Here is a 25,940-nt window from a genome sequence, read left to right as displayed (position 1 = left end):
CTGGTAAAATTAGAAAGCGAACTTTCTTCTTGGTTTCTAGCATTAAGGGGTCCATTTTGGTTGCACCTGCTAAAACAAAGTACAATCCGAATAGTAATCCCAATAGAAAATAAATTCCGAGAGCATTTAAAAATATGTTGATTATAGTGATCATGTTCTAGATGTATGATTGAGTTTGGAGTATACCACTTCTGTTACAATTTCAGTAATAGGGTTGTCTATACCTATATTAAGTTCACATCGGTTATTATTTCTAGTAGTGCCGGACCATTATGATTTGTGAGTTTTTCCATCGCAGGTTCTAAATCCTCTAACTTATCAACCCTAATTCCCAAAGCACCGCAATTTTCAGCAAACAGAGCAAAACTTGGATTCTTTAACGATGTATGCCAGACATCAACTTTGGCAGCACGTTGTTCCTTGGCAATCTTGCCTAACTCCGAGTTATTTAATACGATGTGTTTTACGTTCATATTGTATTTCACCAAAGTCGTAATTTCAGTTAAATACTGGCCTAAACCCCCATCACCTGAAACTGACCATATAGGACGCTTATGTCCTTCAGCAGCCCAAGCTCCAATGGCGGCAGGTAAAGCAAAACCTATTGACCCTAGATATCCGGACATCAAGATAGCTTGATTTTTAGGTTCAAAATAACGCCCAAAAGAATAGGTGTTGTTTCCAACATCAACCGCAATGACTGCGTTACTTGGCGTTATCTTGTTCATCGCTTCAAAAACAGCAATAGAACTTAGACCCATCGCACTTGAATCTTCTAATCGACTCCGTTTTTCTTCTTTCCACAATTTCCAACGCTTTGCAATTTCTGGACGCTGGTCGGTGGTTTTTGTTTTACCATCTGTTTGTTCCGTAAGAAGCATAATCGTTTCGGAAATCTCTCCCCAGAGTGTTACATCTACTTTATGAAATTTACTCAAGGCCATTGGGTCAAAATCTACTTGAATAATGGGCTTTTTTGGAGTAATTCCAGTATGATTAGAAAACGAGGCGCCAAATACGATGAGTAAATCTGCTTCATTCATAAACCAAGAAGCAATAGGTGTTCCACTTCTTCCTAAAACGCCACAGCCTAAATCATGGTTATCAGCGATTAAACCTTTCGCTTTAAAGGTGGTAATTACGGGACAATTAAGTATTTCTGCATATGCTATTATCGCTTCCATATCAAATCGTGCTCCGTGACCTACAATAATCACAGGACGTTTGGATGACTTAATATGGCTCACCGCCTTTTCCGTCATTTCTTTGGGAGGAGCAATCTTAAACGATGTAATTCTATTTTCTGGAGTTTGTGCTTTTGCGCGTTTAGGCTTTTTAGTAAATGCCACTTCATCAGGAAAAGTAATATGTGAAACATCTCTTTTAATAAGCGCATTTTTAATAGCCAAAGACATCAGTTCGCTGTGGTCGGAATTTAAGTGTGCCGCATGATTGAATTGTGCTACGCTAGAAAATGCATGTACCAAATCAACTTCTTGGAAAGCACCAGTACCAACCACTTGTGTATTTACCTGCCCAGAAAGTGCAAGCATAGGTGCTCGGTCTACCTTCGCATCCCACATTCCTGTAAACATATTTGTAGCACCTGGCCCAGCAATACCAAAACAAGCCGCCGGCTTACCCGTTAGTTTCGCATAGCCCGAAGCTGCAAAGGCAGCAGCACCTTCATGACGAATACCAAAAAATCTTAGATTTCCTTTCTCTTCTTGCCTTCTCATCGCATCCGCAACTGCTAAATTGGAGTGCCCCACCATTCCAAAAACCGTATTAACTCCCCAATTCACCATGGTTTCAATCATGACATCAGAAATGGTTTCCTCATGTGGCGCCTCTTCTTCAACACCAACGTAAATAGCATCATCTTCTTCTTTGACAGCAAAGGTGGCAATACTATCGTCATGGCCTCCTGGTGATTGGCCTGTACACGGGTCGTAATCCCAGCCATGCCATGGACAGCGGAGCATACCGTTCTCAATAGACCCTTCCCCTAATGGACCACCTTGATGTGGACAACGATTGTCCAACGCAGAGAATTTACTCTTATAATGTGTAAGACAAATACCTTTGTGGTCAGCAGTAACTGTTTTCACCCGACCCTCTGGTAACTCCTTTTTGTTTGATAATACTTTATGCCAAATAATTTTTTTCTCCTGCATTGTTCAGCTTCTTTTTTTTCTATTTATTAATGTTTTTGTTTAGGCTCTTTAGCCAATGAAAAGTTAATCAAGGCGCCAATGGATAAAAAATGGTCATCTAATTCACTTATAACATATTTATATTCTGCGAAAAACAGAAAACGTCCGTTAGCATAATGGAACCCAGCACCTGCATTTAATCCAAAGGCATCTTTAGAATGTTGTTCCATTTCATCATTAAGCGTTTCTGTTTCTTGAGAATAATTGATTCCTCCTAAAGGATAAAAACCTAAACCATCTTTTAAATCTATAATGTAATGCAGGTTGGCATTCGCTTCAAATAAAGATAATTCACCTTCTTCAAAGGTTTTCTTAAAATAAGACACTTCTGGTCCGAAACAATAATGATGGTCTGCTGCATAATATAATCTCGCATTAACTCCTACGGCATCAAGTTTAGTAGAATATGTAGCCGCAAGCCCAGGCATGATGGTTGGTGGTGCTACTTGTGCAACCATATTGCAGCTCATAAAGAGATACAAAAGAATCAATATTGTCTTATGATTTAACGCCAGCATAATTGATACCTGTTAGTTCATGAATATCTCTATTAAAAGTGGACAAATCATTAGTGTTGAATTTCGAAATATTATCATAGCCACAAGCCCTAGCCACCACTTTTATGAGACTATTTGTTGCATTAAAATAGTTGTATAATTGTTTTGCAGATGCATCTATAATCAATCGACTACGTAGCGATTCTTTTTGAGTAGCAATACCAACAGGACAATTATTAGTTCCACAAGCCCGCATACCCAAACAACCAATGGCTTGTAATGCCGAATTGGATACCGCTATGGCATCAGCTCCTAGCATCATGGCTTTGGCGAAATCTTCGGCAACACGTAAACCGCCTGTAATTATTAAAGTAACATCTTTTGCTCCGACCTTATCCATATATGTTCTGGCTCTAGCTAATGCGGGAATAGTTGGTACATTAATATGGTCTCTCAGAATTGTTGGCGCAGAACCTGTTCCGCCTCCACGACCATCGAGAATGATATAATCGACGCCAACGTCCAATGCAAACTGAATATCTTTTTCAATATGGCTGGCTGCAATTTTAAATCCGATAGGAATCCCTCCAGTGCGTTCACGCACTTTTTCTGCAAACATTTTAAAATCTTCAACCGAATGAAAATTAGGATTTGCAGCTGGTGAAATAGCTGTCTCTCCTTCTTTTAAACCTCTTACCTCAGCAATCTCAGCACTAACCTTACTACCTGGTAAATGCCCGCCCGTTCCTGTTTTTGCACCTTGACCTCCTTTAAAATGAAAAGCTTGTACATTATCCAATTTATCCCAAGAAAATCCGAATTGAGCAGATGCCAATTCGTAAAAATATTTAGAGTTACTTGCTTGTTCTTCTGGTAGCATACCACCTTCACCAGAACAGATTCCTGTTCCTGCTAATTCCGCGCCCTTAGACAATGCTATTTTTGCTTCTTTGGATAATGCCCCAAAACTCATGTCAGAGACAAAAAGTGGTATATCTAGGTGTAGTGGTTTTTTGGAGTTAGGACCAATCACCACTTTTGTTGCTACGGATTCTTCATCCAATAAAGGCCTTGTGGCCAATTGAGCTGGAAGAAATTGGATATCGTTCCATTTTGGTAAGGTATTTCTATCAACCCCCATAGATGCCGAAAATCCGTGATGCCCAATGTTCTTTAATCCATTTTGGGCCAATTCCTTAATATAACCGGTATACGGTTCCGTATCTTCAGGATGTGTATCTGCATAAGTTCCTAAATACGATTCACGGTCAAATGGCTGTGGATTCTCCCTTTCAAATGCAAGAATCTCATTTTCATCAACATAAAGGTCATCACCTTCAATAATTTCTTGAAATTTATGAAGCACCTCTTTGTTATTATATTCTGAGACGCCAGTATCTACCCTATAATCCCATCCATGAACACCACATATCAGGTTATGGCCTTCAACATAACCATCAGACATCAAAGCACCTCTATGAAGACAATGTCCATAAAGTACAGAAATACCGTGTTCGTGTTTCGTAATCACCAAATCGGTATTTTTTACTAATGCGTGTGTAGGTGCCTTAATTTTAAGATTAGAAATTTGGGCAATTTTTACCTTCTTTGCTACCATGGTAATAACTTGTATTTGATTGGGTGTTGTGCTCCTTAAAGCCATACAAACCTATAAGATTACTTAATCTTAAGGAAGGTAGATTGTTCGGAATAGATTGTACATTATTCTTAATCAAGCAGAAAAATGTATAATGGACAGAAAGTAAAATCACTAGAAGGGGAACTGGCATAACTACCAATGAGGATTAGATAACGACTCATTAGCATTTTATTTTAGATCTACATAAAGATTTAGGATAACCTAATTATTTAATTTCACTTCAACGAAACGAGCTACAATTAGACTCAATATCAAAGTAATAAAATAGATTCCAGTAATAGCGCCTAAGTAATTCCATTCGCCTATTGCAAATATGATGAGCATTATATGACCGAGGGTAAATGCTGAATAAAAGTTCATTAAAGCCAATTCATAATACACAGGAGACTTAATTTTTGGGTCTAAAATTTTTAAGAGAATTAGGCCATTTGCTAAAGAACCAAATGTAGTACCCAATAAAGCCGCTACTCTTTCACTCAAGTAATTAGCCCTACTCTTTTTATGAATCATGTAGAATGCGAAACAGGTTATCAGGGTATTAAAGACGATTACCATTATGATTGGAATACCAACATCTGAAATAATTGCATACTTAATTGACAAGAATGTTGATATAATTAATAAATCGATTAATGATGACGTGTATCTTTTTTGAATCTGATTATTTAAAACTGAATTCACTTTAATTTTAAATAAAATTGCCTTGAAAATAATGGCCATTGCCAAACCGATGACAAAAATTAATCCCATAATAATATTAGCAAGGGTTTGGGCGAAGTTATATTCTTGAAGCCAATCTTTTAAAACAACATCTCTCAAGAAGAAAGCAATAAAAATACTTAACATATAGATGATTACAAGAACAAGAATATTAGAAGTATAATCAGAAATTTTTGTTCTACCATTCTCCTCCATTTCACTTTCAAGTACTAAGGGTTCGTCATTTTTCTCATGAATTAAGCTCGGATTACTTTTCATTAAAAACCATTTCGTGAATGGTATGCCAACTACTACAGCTATCAAATACCCGATTGCTGAAAAGGTTAATCCTATTGAGATGGCACCTTTTAAATCGTATTTACTTTCCCAAATACTACCTATAGACATAGAGTGCCCTGAACCTTGTGCAAACCCGTGACCAGATAAAAGTCCGTAGCCCTCAAAAAAACTATTCTCACCAAAAGCATTGAACAAGGTAACACTACCAAAACCAGTTATTGACTGTAGGCATAAAATAGCGGTGAAGATTGCAGTCATCCAAATTCCGCCCCAAATAGTTTTATGTTTTGTTTTAGTTCCATCATTCTCGGTTGATGTTAATCCCATTGAAATGACACTCAAATTGAAAATATGAAATGCAATTGTTGAAAATGACTCAAATTCAATTTTATAGGGAATAGCATTGATTACAATAGATACAACCAGACCAATGATGAGACTTGATGGAATAAACTTGGTTACCGAAGAATGACTCCTTAATAGTTTCGATTGACTGAACAGGTAGAAGACAATTATTAGCGCCGCATACCAAATATTGATGTTTAAAAAACCTTCTTCCAATTTTATCTTTTAACCTAAAAAATCCAAATTAAGCGATTCAGAATAGGTTTTGCAATTTGATGCAAAAAATATCTTTTCTAAGTATAATTTAATATAAGAAGAAAGTCTCCGTAGTAAAATTGACTATCACATAGTCGGATTTAAAATGATTGTTAAATTAAACAATTTCAAAATGTAGAAATGGTATTTTGTCAAGAGTACTATTCGTGGACTCTTTCAGTATTTCACTAATTTCCCTTTTATAGGATGGTTTTATACGCATATTTTAGTTCTTTTCACATTTTGATTTCAATTAATACCAAATAAATTTATATAATATTTCTTCTGATCTGATTTTCTCTAAATATTATGAGTCAAAGAAATTTTGACTGTTTTGGTTTAATATGATTGATGTGAAAGGCACTTTAGGTTTGCAATTTTTGTCCTACTTGCAGGACTAAGAATGTAAAGCAAGAGGGTAACACGCTAAAGCGATGTTACTCTGTTTAATTAACTGAATATCATATAATTATAAAATAAACAAAATGTAATTTTTTAGTAATTGCGACAAAAGGAGAGGAAACCCCTGTAAACAATGGAGAATTTTGTCGCAAAAAATAATATTTGTGCCTCTTTGTTGAATTTTAACAGCGTCGCCAAATGGGGTATAAGCAAATTTTAAAAATTACATATTTTATTGAATATCAAGTATTTAATAATTCTTGTAGTCAAATCAAATCAATTGAAACCAAGTTTTTGCGTGCAAATTGCGTGCAAATTTTTTTATAACTTATGTTCATGAACACGAGTATAAAACTAAGTTTGGACACCCGTAGAATGACCCAAAATGGATGTTTTCCTATTATTTTGAGGCTTACCCATTTCAGAAAAACTACTTCGATAAAAACAGGCCATTATGTGCCAGAGGAATATTGGGATAATCACAGATGCAAAGTAAAAAGAAATTTTCCAGATGTTGATTCGGTTCACTTGTTGAATACCCTTTTATTAAAAAAACAACTCAAGGCACAAGAAGTAATTAATAGACTGGCCGATAATGACCAATTGGACAGACTTACCGCAAAAGATATTGCCGATAAAATCGTTAATAGAAAAAGGTTAAACTCGTTCTATGAGTTCGGTCTTCAAAAGGCTGAAGAGCTTATAAGAGAAAAAAGGATTGGCACCGCCAGAAACTATTCCGGAATTATAGGAAGACTAAAGGTGTTTACCAATAACCGAGATTTAAAATTCAATGAACTCAATCTTGAATTCCTAAAACGGTTTGAAAGGCACCATTTATCGAAACCAGGCAATACCATTAATGGAATTGCATCATATATGAGAACGATAAAGGCCATTTATAATAAAGGAATCAAGGAGGGCATGGTGGATGAAGTTCTATATTCTTTTAAATACTATACAATCAAAACCAAGCCGACTGAAAAAAGAGCTATTAAGATTGAAAACATAAAGAAAATACTTGAAATGAAAACTGAGATAGGTTCCAATTTTTTTCACTATCGTAATTATTTTATTCTTTCCTATCTTATGTTGGGTATGTCCTTTATTGATATGGCATTTCTAAAAAGAGATAATATAATCGATGGTCGTGTTAAATTCCAAAGACGGAAAACAGGAAAGCGCTATGATATAATCATTACAAATCAGATTAAACCCATAATTCAATACTATCTGGAAAATCCTAATCCATCTGGTTTTTTATTACCTATAATCTATAGGGACACAATAGAGTTACAATACAAAGATGCTCAATGGGAACTTAGAAGATATAATGTTGGGCTGAAAGAAATAGCTAAAAAGTGTGGTATTGAAGAACGTTTGACCTCCTATGTATCCAGACATAGTTTTGCAACACATGCTATGTTCAAAAAAGTTCCTTTAGAGGCAATTTCCGCTATGATGGGTCACAATAAGTTAAGTACAACACAAATTTACCTCAAGTCCTTACCAAACAACATACTCGATTCCTATCAGTTAGAATTGAACTCCTTATAAATTGATTATAAACCTTTCTTCTAAATATCTATCGGCAATAGGAAAAATAATATCCAATTTTCTGTAGTTCCATAAAACGTTCTTTTTAAGAAACAAATATGGACCTTGAGTTAAATCCTCATTCGATTTTTTTTATGCAATATGTTTTACATTGCAAAATACATGATAAGGACCCAATATTTCTTAAAAAACCTCAATCCAATTCTATTTTCAATCTCCACCAAGTGAACCCAAGTTGATTTTTACCATAGTCCTGGATTGTAGTTACCATTCCAAGGTCACCATCCTTCAAAACTTGAATTGGAAAGTATTCACCACCGTGGGACAGCGTATCCGAACCAAACCTTCCCTTAAGATTCTCTAATTTTAATGGCTCAATTGCACTTACATTGTATTCGTTTCCAACGAGATTTATCACCCCGGCATGATGACGTATATCGTTATCATATCCAGAAAGACATGAGAAAGCCAAAGTACCGTTCTTAATGCTTAAAAAGGGGAAATACAATTGGTCTTCATTTTTTAGGACTTCAATAATATTCCAGTTTTGCCCGTAGTCCTCAGACACACCAAGGTAAAGGGTTTGATTTTCTGACCACATATGATATAGTATGTCATTATCATCCCAAGCTAATGGATCGACCCATCGATCCACCCCATTTGACCTTTCTCCTTTCCAAGAACGTTTGCCGGGTAATTTTACCGAATTCCATGTGTCGCCATTGTCCTTACTTATACTGACAAAATCAGTGCCTGAACTATAAATTGTAGCTGAAGCTGATAAGGCTGAAACACGTACAGCAAGAAGACCATTTTCGCCTGCTGCAAAATGACTAGAACCACCTTTGGGGGAAATGGTCATTTTTTCCGACCAGGTTTCTCCCTGATCCTTGCTCTTGACATAATGTACTCCTTTATTATTGTTCCAGATGATATGTGCTCCATGGTCCGAATCCACAACTATCCATGGCCGGTCATCATAATCCTCTTTAGAAATATATTTCCATTTCCAAGAACTGCCTTCATCTTTACTAACACCAACGGCTATATGTTTTCCTTTAGCTTTCATGAAATCAAAATCATCCATGTTCTCTGGAAAAGTCGTGTAACGCATTGTGATAAAATACAGAGTACCTTGGCTATCTACAGCAAGATCAACATCCGAATTTCCATCGGCACCTTCTGATTGGGTACCAACATCCAATATATTCCATGTTTTACCCTTATCATCACTGCGCCACAAGTGGGGAGTGGCTGTCTTATTGCTATAACCACTAACAAATAAACTCCCGGAAGGATGTTCAACAAACATGGGCTCCCTAACAAGGTGTTCAATTACTTCAACCTGTTCGGCTATCTTCAAGTTTAAGGAGTCTTGACCACGTACACTTATGGACAAATAACCTAGAATCAACACTGCGATTAATTTTTTCATCATGCTATGGATTTTAAAATTTCTGAGAGTTCCTTTATAAGGAAATCGATTTCTTCTTTGGTATTTTGATATGACAATGAAAAGCGTAAGGATGGCTTGCTTAATTCACCTTCAGGTAAAATTTGCTCTAAGACATGGGAACTTTTTGAACTACCACTTGAACATGCGCTACCCTTTGAACAGATAATTCCTTTCATGTCCAATTGGAACATTACCATGGCCGCTCTTGAATGTTCTAACGGCAGGCTTACGTTTAACAAGGTGTAGGTACTTCTTGTGATATCAGAAGAAAGGCCATTAAAAGAAATCTCCGGAATGTTGGTTATCAATCCTTCAATGAAATATTCTTTCAAACCTTGCACATGAGCTCTTTCAATGGAAAGATTTTTATAAGCAATGTCAAAAGCACAATGCATGCCAGCTATGTTATGTAAGGATTCCGTACCGGCCCTAAGATCAGATTCTTGTGATCCACCAAATATCATTCCCGAAATGGGAATACCCGTCCTGACGTATGCAAAACCAACTCCCTTTGGACCATGGAATTTATGTGCCGAAGCGGTCAAGAAGTCAATAGGGGTATTTTCCAGATCGAATTTGTAATGCCCGATGGACTGTACCGTATCAGAATGAAAATAAGCACCGTGTTTTGAACATAAATCACCTACAGCATGAATGTCCGTAATATTTCCGATTTCGTTGTTCACATGCATCAAGCTTACCATTTTAATCGACTTATCCGCTTTTAGCAGTCGTTCCAAATGATTGTAGTCGATATTTCCAAAGGAATTCAAATCAACATATTCAACTGATACCCCAAAGTTCTTCCCCAGCATTTCACAGGTATTTAGAACCGCATGGTGCTCAATCTTGCTTGTTATCAAGGTTTCAACGCCGAGGTCCTTTACTGCGGTATAAAGAATCATGTTGTCAGCCTCGGTACCACCTGATGTGAAGATAATTTCTTTAGGTTTTGCTCTTAGTTCCCTGGCAATGGCTTTTCTTGCCTTCTCAATGATATTCCTTGACTTTTGACCTTCAGAATGTGCGGAGGACGGATTTCCATAGTTTTCCCTCATTACATAAGCTATTAAGGATAGTACTTTAGGCCGCATCATCGTAGTTGCCGCATTATCGAAATAAAGTGTTTTGGCTTTCGTCATTTCGTAAAAGAATCTTTGTTCAAAAAATCGTTTAAGGCTTCAATAAAAATATTTAGGTCTTTAGTTTGATGATCGGCAAAAATGGAAAGTCTGATTATACCTGACGGTCCTGAAGCGATATAGTTAGAATGTAATACGTAAATGTTTCTCTTGAATAAGAATTCTTGAAGTGCACGGTTTTTTTTGAAACTCCCCAGCGAAAAGGAAACTATTGGTGCTGGGGAGTTTTCACTGACTAACTCAACACTTAACTTACTTTTTAAATATTTGGTCTTGTCGTAAAGACTTTTTACCAGTTTCGGATTTTTCCTAACAATTTCCAAGGCCGTTGCGGATACCGCGGCAGAGATGGGAGACCCTTTTGAAGAACCCCTTAAAACCGTAGAAGTTTTTGCTTTTTTGACCATTTCATGAGTGCCGATGAATACCGCACCTTGGCCGCAAATCCCTTTACTCAACGTAGCACCAACATGAACACTATCACCAGCCCTGCAGAACTCCTTTGCACCACGACCATTTTCCCCCACTACGCCAATGGAATGTGATTCGTCGACATATACGACACCCATTTTTTCTTTGGCCAGTTTTTCATAAACATTGATTGGTGGAATCTCTCCCGTTGTAGCAAAACATCCATCCGTTGCAATCAGAGGCCTATAACTAGCTGGTAAATCTGTTAATACCTTTTCCAGGTCTTTGAGGTCGTTATGCTTGAAATAGAGAACGGGATGGCCCGATAAATTTGCAGCATCCTGTGTACACCAATGGGCCAATTCATCAATGACAATGGCATCATATAGGCCCTCTAGACCCGACATCGCAGCGTGTGCAATGAAATACCCCGAAGGTAAATAGACAGCTGCTTCGGTGTCAAAAAAGAGGGCCGCTTTTTCCTCAACTGACATAAAAGCTTCTTCTTTGGCACCGTAGGCATCGGGTAAGTGCATGGAATAGCCGTTGGTTTTTTCAAGTTCCCTTAAAGCTGCCTGCTTAAGTTCCTTTCTTGAATTCAGGGCCAGATAATTATTTCCGCCAAAATTCAAAAAAGGTTTACCATCCAAGTAGACATAGGCCGTACCACCTCCTGTAATTTCATATGGGTCTAATATTTGCTTCATACCATTATGTAAAAATCATTGCTGCTCCCATCCCATTATCTTCATGCACCGCAATACTGCTTGCCAGCTTTTTAAACGGAATTCCACTATTTTCAAAATACTGTTGGGTTTTTGATAAATCATGGCTTTTGAATACAACTACTTTGGGAATGCCAGATAACGGACCCAATTCTGAATGCGCGATGTCACCATACTCTTTTGCAAAAACACTTGGGGTCATCACTTTAGCAACATCGCCACGTCTACCAACCAAGCTAAAACCCTCATTACTAATCTCATCTGGAGATTTGCCATATTGGTCCGTGAAATAAACAATATCCTCCTCTAGCCTTGTTGTAATAAAGACCAATTCCTTTAAGGCAATGGCTTTATTTGGGTGTTGACGGAATTCGGGAATGAATATTGTCTCGGGTTTATTGTGAATACTGGTAAAAAGGGACAAATAAGGGTTGTCTTTTCTCCATACATAAAAACAGTCGCTATCGGTTTCATCAACAGCGCCATCTGGCATGGTAATCTTTCTCCTAGCACTTACAATTGGCTCGGGCTCATAACCTAATTCAATTAATCGAGCCCTATCCGAAACGAGGTTCTCACTATCGAGGGAAACATGTGCCAAGCCTTCACCTAACTTAAATCGATTCAGATATGGATCGCTCAACCATTTTTCACCCTCAGAAAGGTCGACCAGCTCATAATAGGTTTTCGGAAATTGAATCACGCAGTTTGAAGAGCCCAGTTCTAAATGTTGTGATGCTGGTCTAACATTGAATCCTAATTTTATATAGTGTTCTCTTGCTTTATCCAAGTTGAGCACTAAATGCACAAAATGGTCTAAGGATTTTATCATCTTATTTTATATTTAGATTGGTACCCAACCTGGGTTTTGTCAATAAATAATCCTGTGATGTGAATATGAAGCTTATCTGGAAGCTCACAGATTTTCTGAATCATTATTGGAATAACAAAAATCCCATAAAAAAATCCCATTGAAATATTTGTGCTAAAGTCCATGTGGCAATTCTTCTTTGGTAAGTGTTTCCAACTCTTTGTAGTTCACCTTTTTTGTTCCATTGAGCGGTAGTTCATCTATAAAAAACACACGTCGAGGATGTGCGTACGCCGGTCCATTTTCAAGGGCATAATCTTTTATGCCTTTTTCGGATGGTTCTTCACTATCTTTATATACCACCCATGCTACTGGGGCACTACCTTTCAGTGGGTGTTTAACCGGAAGAACAGCGACATCCGCTACCATGGGATGTTTCAACAGCAGTTGTTCAACTTCTTTTGGGAAAATATTTTCTCCTCCACAATTGATCATATCATCGGTTCGGCCCTTAAAATAGAGATAGCCATCGCTATCCATCACGACCAAATCGTTCGATGTAAACCAACCTGATTTCATCTTTTTTGCGAAAGCCGTTGGATTTTTGTAATAGCAAGACAACAGAGCTGGGGACTTGATATACAATTCACCCACCTCCCCAACTTTGCATTCTCCCCCTGTAGAGGTATCAATGATTTTAACTTCCACATCCTTAAAAGGAATGCCTATACTTCCAATTTTTTTCATTCCCCATCGCGGCAAACAGCTGACGATACCTGCCTCGGTGGAACCGTAACCTTCCAATATATCGCAATCCCATTGAGCTTGGATGTCATTCAATAATTTTTGTGAAACAGGAGCTGACCCAAAGACCAGAAAACGTAAACAGGCCATTGACGAACTTGGGATTTCCTTCTCAGCAATTTTTCGCAACAACAAAGCGAACATAGCTGGTGTCCCAGCGATATAGGTTGGTTTGAACTTGGCAATGGATTTTAGCGCGTCCATCGCTTCAAAACCAGAACGAACGTAAACCGTTCCACCACAAAATATCATGGGATAAAATGTACACCAAAGCGCATTGGCATGGTATAATGGACCTGTAATCAAAGAACTATCCGTGTTGTCCACGAAATAACTGTGTACTGTTGTTTTTATCATCCAAAGGGTTCCACCATGGGTTAGTTGACAACCTTTTGGTTTACCCGTGGATCCCGAGGTATACATAATCAATGCAGTATCTTCGGGTTCAACCCTTACAACTATATCCAGTTGTGCTTTTTGATATATTTTTTGCTCATACAGTTCCTGATTATCAAGAATCAAATAGCCTATTAAATCTAATTTATTTGATGTTGCGTGTTTCGCATAATCCTCAAAGGTTTTGGTACATATTAAATACTTGGTTTCTGAATTCTCGAGAATATAGTCCAGAATTTCTTCACCCATCTTTATGTTGATTGGCACGGCGATTGCTCCCACCTGCATAATACCAAAAAGACATTCAGCGAAACGAAAATCATTTTCGGCCAAGATAGCAACCTTATCTCCTTTCCTTATGCCGAGCTCGGTCAAATATGATTTTAGTCTTAACGTCCGATGTTGAAGTTCGCTATATGTGATTGAGCGTTCATCTTGGACAATGGCGACCTTATTAGGATAGAGTAGGACTGCTCCATAAAAAAGTGTGCCTAAATTATTTGACTGAATCGCATCCATGTTATTCAATCAAAATCAGGTGTGAGCACAATTTTTCCAATGACTTCTCGATTTTCAATCCGCTGGTGGGCCTCTGCAATTTTGGAGAAGGGCATCACACTATCTATAACGGGTTTGATACGCCCCTCTTCCGTAGCCTTAATCAAATCTTTTAGGTCTTGCATGGTCCATCCATCGGAACCGATTATATTCAATTCCTTACCGAAAATATATCTGAGATCTGTTTTGGGCCAATATCCCGCGGCACCACCACAGGTTAACAAACGACCGTCATTTTTAAGGCATTTTAAACTTGTGGCCCAGCTTTCGCCTCCTACATAATTTACAACTACATCAACAGGTTTTCCATCATTTCTAGACCTTATTGCTTTGTGAAATTCAGGTTCCTCTTTATAATTTATTAATTCATGCGCTCCTAGCTCTTTAAGTAATTCCAATTTTTCCTGAGATCCTGCCGCAACAAAAATCTTCTTGCATCCCACCATTTTTGCGATTTGGAGGCATCCGGTACCTACGCCACCCGCTGCACCCAAAATAAATATGCTATCTTCTTTGGTCAGCTTACCGCGGGTCATCAACATGCGCCATGCTGTTCCATAAGCCACGGGCAAACAGGCTGCATCTTCATAGCTTAAGCTATCGGCTATGGGTATGATGTGTTCTTTGGGCAACACCATGTATTCACATAGTCCTCCGTTGCCCTGTTCGCCCATAAGTGCGGGCCTCCCATTTTCTTGGGTATATATGGCTTGAACCAAAATTCGTTGACCCACGTAGAATTCAGAAACTCCATTCCCTGTGGCAACTATTTCTCCAGCCATGTCGCCACCTCCAATGTGCGGGAATTCTACATGGAGTCCGGGACTACCCCTTCGGACGAGAATATCAAGGAAGTTAAGGCTCACCGCTTTAATGGCTACCTTTACATCCTTAGGGCCCAATTCTGGTGTTGGAACCTCTTGAAATTTGAATTCTTCGACGCCGCCGTGTTGGTGCAGTACTATCGCTTTCATTATGTTTTTTGTTAAAGGTTAGTATTTCTATTTCGTTAATTTATCCCGAGATGGTGCTGCGTTTGCTAGTGTGGAACGTCCAACGGCAATCAGCTTTCCATCTTGATTTGTCACTATGACATCAGCGATTCCGATTGTTCGTCCTACTTTAAGTGTCTTGGCCGTGGCTTTCAAAGAATCTCCCGAGGCCGCCATTAGGGTATAATGTACCTCCAAGTTCATGTTTGGAGCATCACCACCAATTGCATTCATCATGGCAAAGCAAGCCGATACGTCAATAAGGGAGGCTATAACCCCTCCGTGTATGTTCACTCCTTCGTCGCTACCATCCAATTCTTTCTTGTAATCGACACCTAATACGACCTCGTTCATATTTGAGGAAATCCATTTCAATCCGAGTAAGCGATGAAAGGGAGAGCTCTGCAATAATTTCTTTAAATCCATGTATTCATTTTTAATTTTGGGGTTTGGAAAGAACCGTTATACAAATTATGGTCCCGATAATCCCCACGATCATAACCGTTGCATCCGTATCACCGCGCAAATAATTAGCAGCTCCAAACAAGGTCAAGAAATTCATCATGAAGTTTAAAATTAACCCCCAAACCCTCAACGTGGCCAAGCCGTACTTTTTATCTAAATCCATAATCCCAATCGATTTAAAACATATAAAATTGCCACCATGTTCAATAAGGTGATTTGTATCAAGACCCCCGTGTTCCAGAAACGGGAAGAACTTCTTTTATCTCCCAAAGCCCTCTTATCGTTCAAGAGGAGATAGACCGACCAACCCACAACATTGTTGGTCAACGACAGAAAAGCACCTATTATGATGACCAGCCAAACAGGATTGGGATACCAAACAGCCAAAAATCCAAATTGGGGAAGTAAAACGGTTAATTTCCAACGCCAGGAAGAGGTATCCATTTTCCATCCAAACGCTTCATGAAACGCAAGTCCGGAAAGTATACCGAGGCCCACACTAGAGGATATTGGAACTGATAAGAAGCCAATATAAAATACCAACATTGCAGCATCTGCACCCAATAAAGGTTCAAGCGCCTTGGAAAGCTCCGCAGCAGTCTGGGGAATGGTGCCTTCGCCATAAAGGGTCTGCGCGAAAACCGCCACTACCAAGAAATTTATCAATACAAAGGGAATGAAAAGGCCCATTGAAAAGTCGGAACGTTGTAAACTTTCGTGTTTTTTCCCCCATCCACGGGCCAATCCTGAATAATGAAAAAACATCCAATCGGCCACTCCGACCGCAGCTGCGGAAGATGCTATGAACAGGTCAATCCCAGCGCTTCCGGAAGGCAACCAAGGCACAAAAACGCCTTTAAAAAATTGATTCCAGTCTATTCCTACCAAAATCAAGGTGGCCCCAAAGCATAAAATCATTATACCTATGCAAATCTTCATGAAATTTTCAACCAACCTAGTACCCTTTGAACCTTTTCCGTAGCTAAGGGTCAGCCAAGTGGTTATGCCCATATAAACAACCCAATTGTATTGCCGTGGAAACTCAAACCCAATAAGCGGGGTCATACTTTCCAAAATATTGGTACCCAAACTGTACTGACCTGAATTGAAGATGACCGCTACAGCGCCTAGACCTATAAAGGCGGTTAGGAACGAACCAATGATACGGCCATGATATCGGTTTTGGGTTCTTATGAAAGGCTCCTTCCCGAAGGATGTGAAACGAGCCATAGCCGCCATCATGAACAAGGAGAGTCCCATAGCCACCCAGTAAATCCAAAGTGTCTTATACCCAAACTCCGCCCCGGACAACATAGAAGCGGTCAAAGTTCCGGCTCCAAGGGTAATCGCAGCGCCCATAAAGCCTGGACCACCCATTTTTGCATAGCCTAAAAGCTTTTTATGTAGTGGTGCGGTTTTAAGCCCTTCCAGTTTTTCCACTTCTTTATCCAAGACCTCCTGAGGTATTTTAGCCGCAAGTGGGAAATCGTATGGATGATTACCTAATGAATCGCTTTTCTGGGTGTTTTTCTCCATTTAAACATTTTTAGGTACTGGCGGATATAGAGGTATAAGAGTTCATCGAAATATCTTAAACTTGTTTTTTCAATATCAAATAAGCCGCGTAAAACGCATTAATACCATATCCTTAACTTATTGTTATTTCCAACGAAAATTAGTGCATGTGCATGTGAATAGGCATCCCTCCTGGTAACTCCACTTCATTGATTTCCTTTTCAGCTAAGGCCCTTGATTCTTCAATTAGTCCGTCCAAACGATTCCTGTCCATGTAAACGCCACGAAGAAAAACAGCCTCTATTGTTTCGGTATTGCCAATATCTTCACGCGGATTTCCATTGAGCAAAATTAAATTGGCAACTTTTCCATCTGCGACCGTACCCATTTCATTTGTTTTTTTGAAAAAGAGGGCGGGATTATAAGTGGCTGCCTGTAATGCCTCGAAAGGGCTAAAGCCTCCTTCGACCAAGAGCTGCATCTCTGTATGCATTGAAAAACCAGGATAGCAATGTGGATTGGCGTAATCGGTACCGACCAAAAACTTGACGCCCTTATCTTGCATATCACCAAGTAGGCTCATTTCCTTTTCATATCTTTTCCTATTGGCTTCAAAAAAACCATCACCAAATTTCATTTCGGCAAATTGTGGCATCATTTTCCATACCGCTACGGAATGGGCAGGCATAAATTTGATTAGAGGATTTATTTCTGGATCAACGCTAAGCAAAATTGTATCAGTAGCCATGGCGATACCCCTTTTCGTTACCATGGTAGGAACTAGCCATGTGTCACTTTTGGCTAATTTTTGAACTAGGCTATCATACTTTTCTTGGCTAAATGTCTCCAAAGAACGCTCAATCTTTTCAGCTACAAAGCTGGACAGGCCAGCGGTTCCATAAAATTCCTCCTCAGCGGTGGAGCAAGAAGGAATAAATCGCATCAAGTGTTCGGTGGTTGCTTGTCCCGCATCTATGGCTTGGAAGAGCGAAACCGATTCAGGTACGTGTCCCGCGAAAGGTATTCCCAAACGCTTACTCTCTTCGGCAATAGCCATATAAGCATCTTTGTTGAGCAGACTATATATTTTAAAGAAATCAACACCCTCATTAGCTTGGTTTTGAAGCACTGATTTTGCTTGTTCTGCGTTTCCTACAATGTCGGAACCTGGCCAGTAGGGGGGGTCTCCCCCAATTATTGCCGAAGACGTGTAGATCTCCGGGGCAATCATGTTACCTTTTTTGGTTTCTTGCCTAATCGAGTCTATGATATCCATTTTGCCCCACATTTCTCTAACGCCTGCAACTCCATTGGCGACCAACAGACCTTGCTGATACTTGTGGTTAAAACTTACATGGGCATGCATGTCCCAAAAACTGGGTATAAGATATTTTCCGGTACCATCTATTACCTTGGTGGTATCCTGTATTGTAACCTGCTCATCAAGCACCGCAGAAATACTATCCCCGATAATCGCGACATAGGAATTTGGTAATTCATCACCAGTTTCCACATCTATTACGGTAATATTGGCGATAAGCCAATCGGCCTCAATTTGCTTGGTTTTTTCAGATTGACAGCTCCATAGAAGTACTATCAGAATTATTCCGAGTACACTTTTTCTAATTTTTGTCATTTGGGTAGCTTTTAAGATTAAAATCCGACACTTACCTCTAAACCAAGTTGTCTTGGTAGCGTAGGTGTAAAGGCGGTTAATGCAGGTGTGCGTTGTGCATAATTAGAATCCCTATCATTGAACAGATTGTTTCCGAATAAGGTTATAGCAAAATTATCTTTGGTCACCCCTAGACGTAAACGCATCAAAGACAAAGGGTCGGATACAATATCCCCATTACCAGGCTGTTCGCCTCTATGTGAGAAGGAGACAGTATTGTTGGTACCCCATCCTTTGGTTCCAAACGTCTTGTTGTAATTGATACTGGCAGCGAAGGTGAAGTTTGGAACAAAGGGATAGGCATCACCATTTTGGAAGCCCAATGGCTGCACTTCAATAGTTGGAGGATCCGCCACACCAGAAGGAACCTCTATGCTTTCCAAAAGTTCCGGGCGGATATCATCAAATTCAGTACTGTTCAAGTTTGCAGTTGCGGTAAAGGTCCATGGGGTGTTCGCAGGGGCATAGGCCACTCCTAAATCGATACCTTGCCCCAATACGTCTCCTACATTATAGTCGGCAAAAGATACCACGGCAAATTGAAGAATGGCATTACTCCAATTCTGTCTATAGGCTGCAAGCTCAACCGAAACTTGATTTTCTGCCAATGATAGTTTAGAACCAACTTCATAACTCCAAATCTCATCGGATTCTATAAGGTTGGATGCCGGTAAGCCAAAAGCAGTATGTTCCGCAACAACGGCATTGCTGTTGAATTGTCCGCCTCTAAATCCTTTGGCGGCATTAATATAGAAATTGGTGTTTTCATTAGGTTGATAAGAAAGGTTTAATCGTGGATTGATACTAGTAAAGGTGTTTTGCTGCTGGTCCGTTACTGGCACAGCACCATCGGCAGTAAATGAGATAAAGTCTTCGGTAAAAGTTCGACGATCTCTAAAGGTTCTCAAGCCCGCAAGCGCAACCAATTTATTATCCAAAAATCCATAGGAAACCTCTCCAAAAAATGAGGGTGATACGGATTGTGAAAGGGACTCTGAGGGAGGGAAGAACGCTAGTTCGGGAACAATAAAGGAATCGAATGTAGCATCCGATTCTACAAAATAGAAGCCACCAAGCCATTTAAAAGGACCATCCCCCCTTGAAGTTATTCTAGTCTCATGATTGAAGCCTTTAACATTGTTGTCACTAAATGAGGTCAACAAACCCAGAGGTTCTCCCGTGCCGAATACATCACCTAAAAACAGACTTGTAGAAACTGTTGATTCCACATTTATTGAGCTAAATGTCGAAGTAAGGGTAGCGAAACTAAAATCATATTGTAAGGTACCTGAGAAAACTTCCCAATTTGCTCTGGCTATGTCATTTTTTGAACCCAATAAAATTTCGGGGTCAAGCTCAGACAGAAACGTACCACCATCCTGTTCATTCTCGTTCCTATAATAAGATGCTCTTATCTGGAAGTTCTCTGTGGGCTGGTATAGCAATTGAGCCCTGAACTGCGATATATCTGCCTCATTTATATTCTTTGCAAAGTCTTCTTGCAATAATTCTGGATTGTTATCTGCGTAACCTCCAATTTGCTCTAAACTTCCGGTAAGTCGAATTGCTAATTTTTCTTTAATAATAGGTACGTTCAATGCCAAATCAGTATAATAACCTGAATCCCCATCCGCCAAAGTGGTCAAACCAGCAACCGCTTTTCCGCCGAATTCATACAAATTGGGTTTATTAGTCACAAACTTTATAACACCACCCATTGCTCCCGCACCGTACAAGGTACTTTGGGGGCCCCTCAGCACTTCTACGCGACTCACGTCAAAGGTTCTACCTAAAGGTGCCCAGCGAAAACCAAAAAAATTAAAAGGGATGTCATCTACGTAATACCCTATGGTAGGGTCGCCAGGACCTTGGGGAATACCCCTCAACTGGTACTGTCTTAGACCGGCTCCAAACGATAGGTCTTCAGAAGCCCCCGGCACAAAGGCCAATACTTCGTTGATATCGCGTATTCCAATTTGTTCAACAGTCTCGCTGGTAAGGGCTTGAACTGAACTGGGAACATCTTGTAGACGTTCACCACGTTTGTTTGCGGTAACCACTACGGCTCCGAGCGCTTGAGCCGATTGGTTCAATGAAAAGTTTACGGTAACCGAGGCTCCGGTTATATTTACCGAGGTCACCTTAGTAGCATACCCGATATAACTGGCCTCTAACTGAACAGCATCATCTTGCGAAGTAATGGTGAAACTATAATTACCATCAAAATCTGCCGTAGTACCTTGTGTACCGCCCATCAAAACTACATTGGCTCCTGCCAATGGCTCCCCAGTATTGGAATCACTTATTTTTCCAGAAATCGTTACCTGCTGTTGTGCTGGCAAAGGGCTTTTATTTCCATAAGCCAAATTAAAGAAGATTAGCAGTAAAGCACTCAGTAGAAAACTTGCCTTTTTTCGAACCTGAAATACACACGATTTCGTTTTCTCTGTAAATTTTTCCATTTTTGTGGTCATTTTAAAAAGTATTAGTTAGTAATTCACGTTAGTAATTGATACAAGGTATTGGGGGTTTGGATGGTGGAACATTGAACCCCCTTTCCATTATCACTCGTAAAGCTTTTGTCTATATCCCTTTAAGTATTGATTTCTTATTTGCTGAATTGGATATTTTTCTCCGTAGCTACAATAACAACTCGCGACTCCTTCGAGGAAAGTCTGGAGGCCCCAGAATCCTTTAACTGGGTCTTCTCCTAATTGCAGATAGAGACTTTCCAATTGTTTTGCGTAAACATTTCTGATAGGAGAGACAATATTCCAAAACTCATCCTTGAATTCCTTTCTCACTGACAACTCCCTAATCAATCGCCATTTGTTTACATCTTCCTGTAGCGGTATGACGTATCGGTCAACAGCTACAACCAGTTTGTCATAAGGTGTTTGAGCATCGGAAATTTTCTTTCCCCATTCGCCAAAATGATGTTCTAAAAAGTCATCCACGATAGTCAAGACCAAATCATCCTTACTCGCAAAATAGTTGTACATTAAACCGGTACTTATACCTGCCTCTCTAGCTATTTGACTTACGGAGGCGCCATCAAAACCATATTCCCCAAAGACTTTTAAAGCAGCTTCCATAATGCGCTTTTTGGAGGCTTCTTTAATTTTTTTATTCTGTTCAAGTGTTCTTGGCATCTTTTATTGAATGACTATTCATTCAAAAATAAAAAAAATGTTGGGATATCAAAATTTTTATCAGAAATTCATCTATCTACAATATGTTCTGCCAATTTTCAACTTGAACTCCCTATTCTGTATATCCGTCATTTATAAAGGAGTTATCGTAATCAATATTGACGATATTTCAAATGAATTATCACTCATTAACGGAAGAATTTGTTTTGGCATAATGTTTGATGAAACTCAATATTCTTTGGAAGGCATCTGTTTGGGCCCTCGCGTTGCCTTGTGGTGTGCCCCCTAAGGTCAATGAAATGTTATTCTTTTCTTCCATCTGTGTCAATCTACCTTTGACCAACATAGGAAATGTAACTTGATGACCGGCACCTTTGTATTCCAGATGTTCAACCGGAAAATTGAATCTCCTTTTCTTAAGACGCTCCACTATTTTTTCAGAAGCTATACTGGATGGCCAAATGGCATCTGCATCACCAGACACAAGCAGTATTGGTGATTGAATTTTTTCGACTGGAATCCAGTGCGGGTCATCGAAGTCATATGAAGTCATGCCTTTCAAGAATAAGTCCCTCGCTTCCATGGAATTTGGTGATATATCGCTTTCCCTTAATTTAAAATCCCACGGGATATGTGGTAAAGCTTGATTTTCCAATGTCCACGAAGGAACTCCATAATAGCCACTCCAGACCACGTTTGAAGGCACCCCAGCCACTACTACGGAAACTTTGTCGGGAAATGTTGAGGCTATTAATAGGACACCCTCGCCACCCCGTGAGTCACCAAATAGGGCAATGCGTTCCAAATCATAACGTTTGGATAACCAATCCAAAGCACTTTCAAAATACTCCAACGGTATATTTTTTAACTCTTTTGGCCTATCCGAATAATTGAAATGTGCCAAAGCAAAGGCCGTGATGCCATTGGAGGCCAATACGGCAGCTTTGTTTTCATAAGCTCCGCCTCCTGAACCTGTAACCACGAGCGCAATGGGCTGGGGACCCTCTCCGCCAGCCTCGTACAAAACACCTCGTAATCCACCTTCCTTGATCTCTATCCTTTTCACTCCTCTTTTCACCCACTGTATATGTTGTTTGCCTATCACCACTTTTGGAAAAGATGAAGCGACTGCTCCTGTGATTTTTGCTTTGAACACAATGTCCACGCCATTCTTGAAGGTAGAATAAGCAGCATTCCATGAATCAAAATCAGGTATGCGACGAGGGTGGTCAATATTTTGTTCGCTCATACCCATATTACCCAGCTCTTCTAAAGTTGCTGGCTGCATGGACCAAAAAATACCTTCGTTGTCCACACCCTGATAGGTTCCGGCCAATGAAGCATCTTTTGATAAATCTACTGAGCCATCACGATTAGCATAATAAATAGCCCTTGATGACCACGTCTGTCCGCCGTTATCCTTTAAAGTTGCCAGGAGTGTAATCTCCGCTCCAGGTGGCGCTCCTGTAATGATGACTTTGGCAGAATCCGTTAAGAGGCGTTCCGCGGGAGAAATATGTAGTTGTAACCCCTCCTGATTTGCCTGAGCAAAATTTAAAATTGGACTTACTATTGCTAACATTAGGATAATCCAAATTCTCATAATACTATTTAAATTTTTAAAGTTTAAATGAAAAAAATGCTCATTTACCTTAGTCATATTCATTTTTGGTTTATGTGATTAGAGCATTCTGGTTAGCATATTATCCATATTCCCAGCTTTCCATTTGGGAAATTTTTTATCTTTTAATTATCGGTAATTCGATATGTGATGGATGTCTCTTACCATGGAGAATTTTTACGTTAGCTTTCTGAAATTCAGTTTCCGTGGCATTGTTACCTCCCGTATTTAAGTTTCGTGCGAAGGTGGGGAAGTTGGAACTGGTAATTTCAATACGTATTTGGTGGCCTTTCTTAAAAAGGTTTGCACTGGTCATTGTACCAAGCTCAATGGGATATATTTTTCCAGGTTCCATCATGACGGTCTTATCATATCCATCTCGGTAACGTAATCGTAAATACGTTTCTTTTATGGCATAAGCGCGACCATCGGGATATACATCTACCAACTTTAAGGCCAAATCGGTATCCGGTACATTGGTAGATACCCAAATTTTAGCTCGAATTTTTCCTGTCATTTCGATATCTTCTTCTAAAGGCGATGTAGAATAGACCAGTATATCTTTGCGTAATTCTAATTCTGACATATCCGATGAGCCCTGGTTTACAGCTTCTTCAAAGTTTCCAACTGGATTTGAAGGGTCATATTCATATTCATCTATTTCATCACTTTTTGCTTTTTCCCAATTTAAGCTTCCATCACCAAGACGGGTATTGGCGCTCCCGTTACTTGAAAGGTAGAGTTTTGTTGGAACAGTTCCGGCAATTGGCCATTCGTCCGAGGAACGCCATTCATTGGCCCCGGGTAAAAAATACTGGATTTTTGGAGTCCCTTCAAAAGCATCCTTGTTGCCTTTTAAGGTATAATCCCACCATTTAAGATACGTACCCCAGGCATCAAATCTGGCATCACCCAATTCCCTATCAACATTAATAGTGTTTGAAGTGAGATTTTCAAGTCTGCAATGTCCCAACGGTCCAATGATTGCGTATTGATTTTCTCTATCCCATTCAGTTTTACCTTTTTTCGAAAAATGTTCAAATTGAAGCATAGTTTCATGGACACTGTAATCGTGCCATGAGTTAACGTGCAAGGCTCCTCCGCTAACTGCATCCTCGTCCTCGAGATAATCGCCGGCCAGCCACCAGGGGTCCATAGGTGGTTTGGATATTAAATTGTCCCAATCAGATGGTGGGGAGCCCATAAGGTCATCTATCTCAACCAACGGGAGGTGCATAATGGTCTCCAAGCCTTTTTTTGTAAAAGCACCGGTGGTAAGATCCATATATTCCACTAAATCATTGACGTTTGGTCTAAAATCAAATCTATCTGCTACTTTGAGATACTCTTCTCGATTTAATCGTTTTGATGGGCGATAAAACAGTTTGGACCCAAAACCATGAGTCCAAAGTGGCATCCACATATTCTGAACCCCTCCACGTAAAAAGCCCCTTGCCATAGTGCCTCCGGCCGTACCGTGCCCAAAACCTGCTGACTGAGGTACCAGACCTTTTAGAGATTTATGTTGGCTCATGCCAGCTTTGATTACGTTGCCCCCTGGAATAGAACAACCAATCATTCCAACATTACCGTTAAACCAGTCTTGCTTTTCGAACCATTCTAAGGTATCGTATGCATCGTTAACATCTCCATAGCCAATAGTGTAATCTCCTTCAGATTCAAACTTGCCTCTTCTATCTTGTACTGCAAACACAAAACCATGACTCGCGTAATAATAAGCCTGATTATTCATGGTAATAGGTGCCTCTGGGTCGGCTATTCTTCTATTGGCCTTGTCATAGGGGGTACGCTCCAAGATAACTGGAAGCTTTCCTTCGTAATCCACTGGAAAATACAAATCGGTAGAAAGTCGCGCCCCATCTCGCATTTTGATAAAATGGCTGCGCTCCACGCGTACTTTGTATGGGCCTTTATAAAAAGGAATTATGGAATCAGATATTATCTCTCTTGGGAGCACGTATTCGTTAGTATTCGCAGCTAGAAAATGAATAGCGAAGAGGAATAGAAGGATGATTATTGGATTATTAATTGTTTTCATTGCTTTCTAATTAATGAATGAACATTCACTCAAAAATATAAATTATTCTCTTATGTCAAAATTCCATTTTATCAATTCACATGTCGACTGCCTTTAGAATAACCTTTGTAATTAATAACCGCTGTAATTACCATTCCAGATTTAAAATCTTTTTTGAAACCTTTAAGATTCCATTGAATTGTAAAAGATGATTAAGAATATGGATTGCTGGAAAGTTAGATTGTAAA

19 protein-coding genes are annotated in these 25,940 nt (G+C 39.5%); 1 reads left to right on the top strand and 18 read right to left on the bottom strand.

What is annotated here, in order from left to right; all coding sequences use genetic code 11:
* Positions 1-224: 224 nt before the first annotated feature.
* The 4 genes from I595_RS07825 to I595_RS07810 all read right to left on the bottom strand — a co-directional run bounded on the left by I595_RS07825 (position 225) and on the right by I595_RS07810 (position 5,933).
* Positions 225-2,177 carry a thiamine pyrophosphate-binding protein gene (locus tag I595_RS07825; protein WP_054558874.1) on the bottom strand — a complete coding sequence of 651 codons (1,953 nt, stop codon included), beginning with the start codon at positions 2,175-2,177 and terminating at the stop codon, positions 225-227.
* A gap of 26 nt (positions 2,178-2,203) precedes the next feature.
* Positions 2,204-2,674, bottom strand: a complete 471-nt coding sequence (locus I595_RS07820) for an outer membrane beta-barrel protein (RefSeq protein ID WP_054558873.1) — start codon at positions 2,672-2,674, stop codon at positions 2,204-2,206.
* A gap of 40 nt (positions 2,675-2,714) precedes the next feature.
* Positions 2,715-4,331, bottom strand: a complete 1,617-nt coding sequence (locus tag I595_RS07815) for a glutamate synthase-related protein (RefSeq protein WP_054559106.1) — start codon at positions 4,329-4,331, stop codon at positions 2,715-2,717.
* Positions 4,332-4,574: 243 nt separating this feature from the next.
* On the bottom strand, positions 4,575-5,933 hold the full coding sequence (locus tag I595_RS07810; RefSeq protein WP_054558872.1) for a sodium/glutamate symporter: 1,359 nt from the start codon (positions 5,931-5,933) through the stop codon (positions 4,575-4,577).
* A 777-nt stretch (positions 5,934-6,710) separates the two neighbouring features.
* Here I595_RS07810 and I595_RS07805 point away from each other — a divergent pair.
* A complete protein-coding gene (locus I595_RS07805) occupies positions 6,711-7,931 on the top strand; it encodes a site-specific integrase (RefSeq protein WP_054559105.1) in 1,221 nt (406 codons plus the stop codon).
* A gap of 193 nt (positions 7,932-8,124) precedes the next feature.
* Here I595_RS07805 and I595_RS07800 read toward each other — a convergent pair whose 3' ends face one another.
* From I595_RS07800 to I595_RS07735, 14 genes are all read right to left on the bottom strand, one after another.
* Positions 8,125-9,366: a sialidase family protein gene (locus I595_RS07800; RefSeq protein ID WP_172675922.1), complete on the bottom strand. Its 1,242-nt coding sequence runs from the start codon at positions 9,364-9,366 to the stop codon at positions 8,125-8,127.
* Complete coding sequence (locus tag I595_RS07795) at positions 9,366-10,529, bottom strand: cysteine desulfurase family protein (RefSeq protein WP_054558870.1); 1,164 nt, start codon at positions 10,527-10,529, stop codon at positions 9,366-9,368. Before I595_RS07795 ends, I595_RS07800 begins: the two co-directional genes overlap by 1 nt.
* Entirely contained in the window at positions 10,526-11,647 is a 1,122-nt protein-coding gene (locus tag I595_RS07790; RefSeq protein ID WP_054558869.1) for an aminotransferase class I/II-fold pyridoxal phosphate-dependent enzyme, read from the bottom strand. Before I595_RS07790 ends, I595_RS07795 begins: the two co-directional genes overlap by 4 nt.
* A 4-nt stretch (positions 11,648-11,651) precedes the next feature.
* Positions 11,652-12,497 (bottom strand): VOC family protein, encoded by an 846-nt coding sequence (locus tag I595_RS07785; RefSeq protein ID WP_054558868.1) that lies wholly within the window; start codon positions 12,495-12,497, stop codon positions 11,652-11,654.
* A 153-nt stretch (positions 12,498-12,650) separates the two neighbouring features.
* Positions 12,651-14,195 carry a class I adenylate-forming enzyme family protein gene (locus tag I595_RS07780; RefSeq protein WP_054558867.1) on the bottom strand — a complete coding sequence of 515 codons (1,545 nt, stop codon included), beginning with the start codon at positions 14,193-14,195 and terminating at the stop codon, positions 12,651-12,653.
* Between the two features lie 5 nt (positions 14,196-14,200).
* Positions 14,201-15,208: a zinc-binding dehydrogenase gene (locus I595_RS07775; protein WP_054558866.1), complete on the bottom strand. Its 1,008-nt coding sequence runs from the start codon at positions 15,206-15,208 to the stop codon at positions 14,201-14,203.
* Positions 15,209-15,235: 27 nt separating this feature from the next.
* A complete protein-coding gene (locus I595_RS07770) occupies positions 15,236-15,652 on the bottom strand; it encodes a PaaI family thioesterase (RefSeq protein WP_054558865.1) in 417 nt (138 codons plus the stop codon).
* A 10-nt stretch (positions 15,653-15,662) separates the two neighbouring features.
* Positions 15,663-15,854, bottom strand: coding sequence for a hypothetical protein (locus I595_RS07765; protein ID WP_054558864.1), 192 nt, complete (start codon positions 15,852-15,854; stop codon positions 15,663-15,665).
* Complete coding sequence (locus I595_RS07760) at positions 15,845-17,227, bottom strand: NRAMP family divalent metal transporter (RefSeq protein ID WP_054558863.1); 1,383 nt, start codon at positions 17,225-17,227, stop codon at positions 15,845-15,847. The genes I595_RS07765 and I595_RS07760 overlap by 10 nt, the downstream gene beginning before the upstream one ends.
* Before the next feature lie 139 nt (positions 17,228-17,366).
* Positions 17,367-18,842 carry an amidohydrolase family protein gene (locus I595_RS07755; protein WP_054558862.1) on the bottom strand — a complete coding sequence of 492 codons (1,476 nt, stop codon included), beginning with the start codon at positions 18,840-18,842 and terminating at the stop codon, positions 17,367-17,369.
* A 17-nt stretch (positions 18,843-18,859) separates the two neighbouring features.
* The gene (locus tag I595_RS07750) at positions 18,860-21,343 is read right to left on the bottom strand and encodes a TonB-dependent receptor (protein ID WP_172675920.1); all 2,484 of its coding nucleotides are present in this window, start codon (positions 21,341-21,343) and stop codon (positions 18,860-18,862) included.
* 102 nt (positions 21,344-21,445) lie between these two features.
* Entirely contained in the window at positions 21,446-22,033 is a 588-nt protein-coding gene (locus I595_RS07745; RefSeq protein ID WP_054558860.1) for a TetR/AcrR family transcriptional regulator, read from the bottom strand.
* A 181-nt stretch (positions 22,034-22,214) separates the two neighbouring features.
* The gene (locus tag I595_RS07740) at positions 22,215-23,636 is read right to left on the bottom strand and encodes an acyl-CoA thioesterase/bile acid-CoA:amino acid N-acyltransferase family protein (protein ID WP_172675919.1); all 1,422 of its coding nucleotides are present in this window, start codon (positions 23,634-23,636) and stop codon (positions 22,215-22,217) included.
* A gap of 136 nt (positions 23,637-23,772) precedes the next feature.
* Entirely contained in the window at positions 23,773-25,713 is a 1,941-nt protein-coding gene (locus I595_RS07735; protein ID WP_083467532.1) for a CocE/NonD family hydrolase, read from the bottom strand.
* Positions 25,714-25,940: the final 227 nt, after the last annotated feature.

This window comes from Croceitalea dokdonensis DOKDO 023 (assembly GCF_001306415.1).
GTDB classification, from domain to species: domain Bacteria; phylum Bacteroidota; class Bacteroidia; order Flavobacteriales; family Flavobacteriaceae; genus Croceitalea; species Croceitalea dokdonensis.
The sequence above is the reverse complement of the archived record's forward strand: the minus strand, read 5'-3'. Positions and strand labels throughout refer to the sequence as shown.